The following is a 5,063-nucleotide window of genomic DNA, read 5'->3' as shown; positions in this document are numbered from 1 at the left end:
AGTCGAAAACTCTATTTTCACAAATCTATATACGGTAATATTCTTATACTTTCATCAATAATAGTCTTCCTCCTATGTACTGGAAGTTACAACAAATCCATTGATTATCTTTAAGTCACTGTCAAATCTATTTTGAATAGAATAAAAGTCTTTTATTGCCTCACTTTGATTAGTCTTATTATATTCATAGAGTTCTTCATAATTATCAATAGCTATTTCTACTATATTCTTCTCTATTTTGTTTTTATTCACCATATTCATTAGAATATTGGCAACTTCATCTTTTTTCATAGATTCTCTATAAGGTCGTTTTTCAGTTAATGCTGTAAATATATCAGCCACAGCCATCAACCTACTTTTATTACTAAGCATGTGTTTATTTATTCCAAATGGATAACCTTTTCCATCTAACGTTTCATGGTGATATGCTGCAATATCTCTTATCTTTTCCATTCCTTTAATATTATCTAATATGTGATATGTATAATATGTATGCTGCTTTATAACATCATACTCATCTTTTGTCAGTCTACTTGGCTTGTCTAATATTTCAACAGGTATAACAAGTTTACCAATATCATGAAAATATCCTGCTATCTTCATCATCTTACAATCATTTTCAGACATACCACATAATTTTGATAATCTTTCAGCTACTGCTGCAACCCCAATTGAATGGGCTGCCGTATACCTGCTTCTAAAATCTATGCTGTAGATAAATAATTTGCTAATATCCATGAATTCCTCATAAGTTACTTTTGAGTTTTTAAAATTTAAAACATTCTTTAGAATAGGTTCTTTGTACTGAGTGACAATATTTATCCAAAATGAAGGTTTATTAGAAATTTTTTTAAATATATCAACTAATTCGGGATTGAATTTACTATCTTTTTCATATTCTATTGTATTTAAAATCTCCTCTGACTTGGATAAAATATTTTTTGGTATTGTTTCTATTAAAATAGATACCCTGTCTGCAAGGTAAATAATTTGACTTATCATTGCAGTTTGAGTATTAATACCTTTGAAACCTTTTCCATATTCCCAGCGTCTGTGGTGCCATCTAAGAGCTTCTGCCATGTGACTCAGAGAATTTATTGTATTTAATAGTAAATACCCCCCAATTGAATGATTTTCAACATTTTCATCCTCAAAATTAATTATATTATCTATTTCTTCTTGTTTAAATGCGCCAATATCATGGATTAAACCAACCATTATTACTTCTTTGATCTCTTTTTCTGGTAAATTTAATTCTTTTGCTATTTCATAGGCAATATAAGCCACCTGTTTATGATGGTCATACAGCCTTGTGTCTACCAAATTTAATACATTTGAAAAAGCAAATATTAATTCTTCTAATGTAATATTGATATATTCCCCAAATTCTTTCATTTGCCTCTCAGCCCTTCCCAAATTATACTATATAAACATATCATTGAAAAATAGCCTAAAATTCAACAAGCAATTAATTTCAATTAGCTTTAAATTAAAATAAAAAACCGTATCACTCACTTGTAATACGGTTCAACATACTTTCCATCCAAAGCTTGTTTTATTTATATTTCTATTATATGTATTTTTTATATGTATTTTTATTTAATTATTTAGTATTATTTCTTATATGTGCTGCAACCTTAGTATCTTCTCTTTTTATATGGTTAATTATCCAATTTCCAACTTTACTATTAACTTCACCAACTATAACAATACTTGGACCATTTGCTAAAAGTTTTTCACGTATACTTTCAACAGCATCTATAAAACTTTGATGGTACTTTTTATGATTATTATAATCAGGGTAGTTGTATTTCTTTTGTAAAACTTCTTCATGTCTAAAATGAGTTTTTGTATAAGAAGATAAAAAGTTTACTGTTTTTTCTATTTCAGCTCTACCCTTACCCTTATTACAAGCCTCCAACAAATTATTGATTGCTGTTATCAATTCTTTATGTTCTGTATCAATTTGCGTGTTACCTGTTTGTAAGTCATTAGACCATTTATATGCCATTTTTTGCCCTCCTAAAATCTATCCCTATCTCAGTATTTTGTAAATTTTAATCACACTTTCATGTTGTGGATATCTACTTCTCATATCTATACCCCTTTGTAATTATTTTTAAACACTTTATAAATAACAATTATAATAATACAAACTTCTTATGATTTAGTTATAGGATAATATAAAAGCTATGCTTAAGGTCTCCCCCTTAGGCATAGCTTTTGTATTATGTTGAAACGCGACACCCTATTTTTAAATAATTCCCAATCTATTTTTTATATTAGGTAAATTTTTTGTAAATACAGAATAAAAATTCTCTCCTTCTTCTATCTTAATACGGTAAAATTCATCTAATAAAATTTCATTAATTTCCTTGATTTCTCTCTCATCTCTCACAAACTTTAAACGGAAAGTTAATGCCTTAATAAATTTATACCACTCTAAAATAAACTTTTTATTTTCATCATAGTTTTCAATTCCTACCCACTTTTTAACCTTAACATCTTTTAAATTCTCTTTAGGACAATTTCCTATCTGTAAAAAGTACTTAAGATCATCATCTTTGTACACTCTTCCAAGAGGAAATAAACGACAAATATTTGGACGTTTAGCATGAATCGTACATCTATCTTCTTTGTTTAAAAAGCTACATCTTTTTTTATTATCATCCTGCATATTTAAATATGGTAATAAAATTTTGTTGTTTTCACGTAATTTAATCTTGTTTCCTAGTAATTCATCAAACCCTACACCTAAATAATTCACCATTTCATATATATCAAAAGGTGTAAGCACCACTAGTTCTCCAACATCACAACAACAATCACTGCACCCATCGCAACCACATGTGTCTGCCTTTACTGTGTCTTCAATGTCGTATAATTTCCCATCTGATATTTCTTCTAGTATGTTTATAGATTTCATATATTTCTCTTCCTCATTTATTATTTAGATTTTATTAAATACTAAATAAGATATTACCATAATAAAAATATTCTTACAACTTATCATCCTCCTCTGTTATATAGTCTCGCTTTTATATAAACCTTTTTCCATCTATTTTATTACCACTCCATTTTTTTAACATTCCTTTAGATAATATTCACTCTATCAAATATTAGAGCTAATACGAGTTTTTTGCAAAGTGTAGCCCTATTGGCTCACATAGTTATTTATTGCACTCATCCAACGTATAACTAAGTGCTCCATTAGTATCTATAATATCCATTATATCTTTTGATATATGTTTTGTTTATATTGATTATTATAGTAGTTATTATATATACCACATAACGATTATCTCCTCTTTTTTATAATTTTGATAGGCAAATCTATAGACATTCTCCTACGGAACGAAACGTTCCTCCTTTAGATTTTATATTATTAAAAAGGCTTTTGTAATTTAATTATTTAATATCTATCTTCCCTATAGCCTCTCTATCAATCTTTGTACCAACTACAGTCTCGACAATACTTTCTATAAGCTTTGTTTTAGTATAACTTTTTAATACATGTACCTCTAAATACTTAGCTATATTAATAAGAGTATCTTTTTTTATAGTAGGCTTTTTAAGTATTTCATAAGCTTCTTCTCTAAAGTGAGCTTTATCTATACTTTCACATATACTTTCAAGCTCATTGTCTACACTTTTAACTACAACTTCCTTCTTTTTTGTACTTATACATACAAGCTTTGATTCCTTATTTATAAGGCTTTCTATTTCATCATCACTCAATTTAGATATACATTTAAAAACTACATCCACAATCTTTCTTGATTTCTCCATTATAGACCCACCCTTTCTATAAATTCATCAACTAGATCCTCCAACTCTTTTTTTACACCTTTATATGTAGCCCCATTTGCTTTTTTCATAATTACTGGGATTCCATCCTTTGGAGCACTTGCATGAGATGTTTTATTTTCTCTTATCATCGATTCGAAAGTTAAGAAGTTCGATCTATTTAGATTATTCATATAGCTCTGCTCTTCTGCTATAAGTCCATCACCTTTTCTTGACACCATATTGCAAATAACACCTATTAGTTGAAGGTTCATGTAGTTCTCACATCCGTCTACATTTGAATTATAATCTGATTCAAGCTCTTTTATATGTCTATTTAATTCATCTAATCCTAATGTAGATAGATAATCTAATTTTATAGGAACTATATAATAGTCACTTGCAACTAATGCATTTCTAGTTGATATATTAAAACTTGGTGGGCAATCTATAAGCACTATATCATAATTATCTTCTTTTATATCTTCTAATCCTTTTTTTAATATATTGTGTACATTTACAAAGTTTGATTTTTGTTGTCTGTTAGTCTGCCCACTTATTCTCATCGCTAGTTCTAAGTCAGTATTTATAAGTCCGATGTGAGAGCATATTATATTTAAGTTATCTTGATTTATTTTTTTAGGGTTTATTATTAAGTCATTAAACTTATTTATTTTAGAATTTTCGCTGAACCAATTTCTTATAGTTCTATTTTGTGCATAATTATTTTTCCATTCATCTACTCCAACAAATGAAAAAGTTAAATTAGATTGTGGATCTAAGTCTATAGCTAATACTTTATATCCCTTTTGAGATAATCCTGCTGCTAGGTTTGATGTTATAGTAGTTTTACCTACTCCACCTTTGTAGTTTATAACAGATATTATTTTCATTATTTCCTCCCTTTAAAATAGCCTTTATACATAATATGAATGTAGTAAAGAATCTATAATTAAAGTTGAAGTATCATAAGGAGAATATAATCATAAAAAATATTACTGAAATTCATAATTCCAGTAATATCAATTAATTAAAAAATCTATTTATACAAATCTATATACATTCTCATAAATATTGGTTAAAAGATGAAAAATATTATTTATTCTATAATTTCTCTTTTTAAATAGTGCTTTCCGTTACCATCAACAGCTACTAATTCCCATCCATCTTGCCCATATTTATTTAATTCGTCTTCTATATAACAACAAGTAAATGTTAATACTTGATATTCAAATTTTTTCATATAAACCCCTTCTCTCGTTAAATACAAGAGGTAA

At 27.7% G+C, this 5,063-nt stretch carries 6 protein-coding genes; all 6 read right to left on the bottom strand.

Annotation, left to right across the window (positions count from 1 at the left end; all coding sequences use genetic code 11):
* Window positions 1-72: 72 nt before the first annotated feature.
* The 6 genes from VLM92_RS12225 to VLM92_RS12200 all read right to left on the bottom strand — a co-directional run bounded on the left by VLM92_RS12225 (window position 73) and on the right by VLM92_RS12200 (window position 5,029).
* Entirely contained in the window at window positions 73-1,416 is a 1,344-nt protein-coding gene (locus VLM92_RS12225; protein ID WP_325276616.1) for an HD domain-containing phosphohydrolase, read from the bottom strand.
* Between the two features lie 187 nt (window positions 1,417-1,603).
* On the bottom strand, window positions 1,604-2,011 hold the full coding sequence (locus tag VLM92_RS12220) for a bacteriohemerythrin (protein ID WP_325276615.1): 408 nt from the start codon (window positions 2,009-2,011) through the stop codon (window positions 1,604-1,606).
* Between the two features lie 243 nt (window positions 2,012-2,254).
* Window positions 2,255-2,926 carry a YkgJ family cysteine cluster protein gene (locus tag VLM92_RS12215; RefSeq protein ID WP_325276614.1) on the bottom strand — a complete coding sequence of 224 codons (672 nt, stop codon included), beginning with the start codon at window positions 2,924-2,926 and terminating at the stop codon, window positions 2,255-2,257.
* A 482-nt stretch (window positions 2,927-3,408) separates the two neighbouring features.
* Window positions 3,409-3,789 carry a hypothetical protein gene (locus VLM92_RS12210; RefSeq protein WP_325276613.1) on the bottom strand — a complete coding sequence of 127 codons (381 nt, stop codon included), beginning with the start codon at window positions 3,787-3,789 and terminating at the stop codon, window positions 3,409-3,411.
* Window positions 3,789-4,679 carry a ParA family protein gene (locus tag VLM92_RS12205; protein ID WP_325276612.1) on the bottom strand — a complete coding sequence of 297 codons (891 nt, stop codon included), beginning with the start codon at window positions 4,677-4,679 and terminating at the stop codon, window positions 3,789-3,791. The genes VLM92_RS12210 and VLM92_RS12205 overlap by 1 nt, the downstream gene beginning before the upstream one ends.
* Window positions 4,680-4,885: 206 nt before the next feature.
* The gene (locus VLM92_RS12200) at window positions 4,886-5,029 is read right to left on the bottom strand and encodes a hypothetical protein (protein WP_325276611.1); all 144 of its coding nucleotides are present in this window, start codon (window positions 5,027-5,029) and stop codon (window positions 4,886-4,888) included.
* Between the last annotated feature and the right edge of the window lie 34 nt (window positions 5,030-5,063).

Origin of the sequence: Romboutsia sp. (assembly GCF_035470145.1) — a bacterium.
Classification (GTDB): Bacteria; Bacillota; Clostridia; order Peptostreptococcales; family Peptostreptococcaceae; genus Romboutsia_D.
This window is presented reverse-complemented; position numbering and strand designations above follow the sequence as displayed.

Bases quoted from the DNA above. Each gene is read 5' to 3' on its own strand.
- VLM92_RS12205 (WP_325276612.1), bottom strand. From the start codon at position 4,679: ATGAAAATAATATCTGTTATAAACTACAAAGGTGGAGTAGGTAAAACT.
- VLM92_RS12220 (WP_325276615.1), bottom strand. From the start codon at position 2,011: ATGGCATATAAATGGTCTAATGACTTACAAACAGGTAACACGCAAATT.
- VLM92_RS12210 (WP_325276613.1), bottom strand. From the start codon at position 3,789: ATGGAGAAATCAAGAAAGATTGTGGATGTAGTTTTTAAATGTATATCT.
- VLM92_RS12200 (WP_325276611.1), bottom strand. From the start codon at position 5,029: ATGAAAAAATTTGAATATCAAGTATTAACATTTACTTGTTGTTATATA.
- VLM92_RS12215 (WP_325276614.1), bottom strand. From the start codon at position 2,926: ATGAAATCTATAAACATACTAGAAGAAATATCAGATGGGAAATTATAC.